Origin of the sequence: Streptomyces sp. SM1 (genome assembly GCF_002910825.1) — a bacterium.
In the GTDB taxonomy this organism is placed as follows: Bacteria; Actinomycetota; Actinomycetes; order Streptomycetales; family Streptomycetaceae; genus Streptomyces; species Streptomyces okerensis.
Genome location: NZ_NEUB01000405.1, coordinates 1 through 785, shown reverse-complemented (window position 1 = coordinate 785; position 785 = coordinate 1). Strand labels below are relative to the sequence as shown.

The following is a 785-nucleotide window of genomic DNA, read 5'->3' as shown; positions in this document are numbered from 1 at the left end:
TTGGTAAGGTTCTTCGCGTTGCGTCGAATTAAGCCACATGCTCCGCCGCTCGGCCCGGGCCCCCGGCTGTGGGAGCGCGGGCCGGGTCATCCGGAGGCGCTCACGGTGCGGCTCGGCACCACGGACCGGACCGCGCCCGACGGCTCGGGCCTGCTGCCCGCCGTACCGGTGACCTCGGGTCTGCGCGAGGTGGGCACCCTGGGGCTGGCCGGTCCCCGTGAGCGTCTGACCGGGCTGGCCCGCGCGGTGCTGGCCCAGCTCGCCGCGCTGCACTCCCCCGACTCGCTGGAGATCGTCCTGATCGCCGCGGACCACTCCCGTCCCCTGGCGGAGCGCGCCGCGGAGTGGTCCTGGCTGGGCTGGCTGCCGCATGTACGCCCCGGGCACGGCCAGGACTGCCGTCTGCTGCTGGCGCACGACCGCGAACAGGCCACGGCCCGGGCCGACGAACTGCTGCGCCGGCTGGCGGACCACGACCACGCGGCCGCCCCGGTACCGCAGGGCGAGGGCCCGTACACCGTGGTCGTCGTGGACGGCGACCCCGGCGGCGCGGAGGTCCGTGAGGCGGTGGCCCGGCTCGCCCTGGACGGCCCACGGGCCGGGATCCATGTCGTGTGTCTCGCCGAGACGCCCGCCGCCTCCCCCTCCGCCCCGGTGACGGAGACGTACGAGGCGGCCTGCGCGGTGGCCCCGGCGTTCCGGCAGTGCGGGGCGGTCGCCCTGCTCAGCGGTGACGTGGCGACCGCGCTGCGGCTGCTGCGGGTGGCCGGGAGCGGCTCCGGGAC

Annotated in this window: 1 pseudogene; it reads left to right on the top strand. The window is 76.8% G+C overall.

Annotation, left to right across the window (positions count from 1 at the left end):
- Positions 1-785: pseudogene (locus B9S61_RS10290) on the top strand (cell division protein FtsK); the annotation flags it as partial.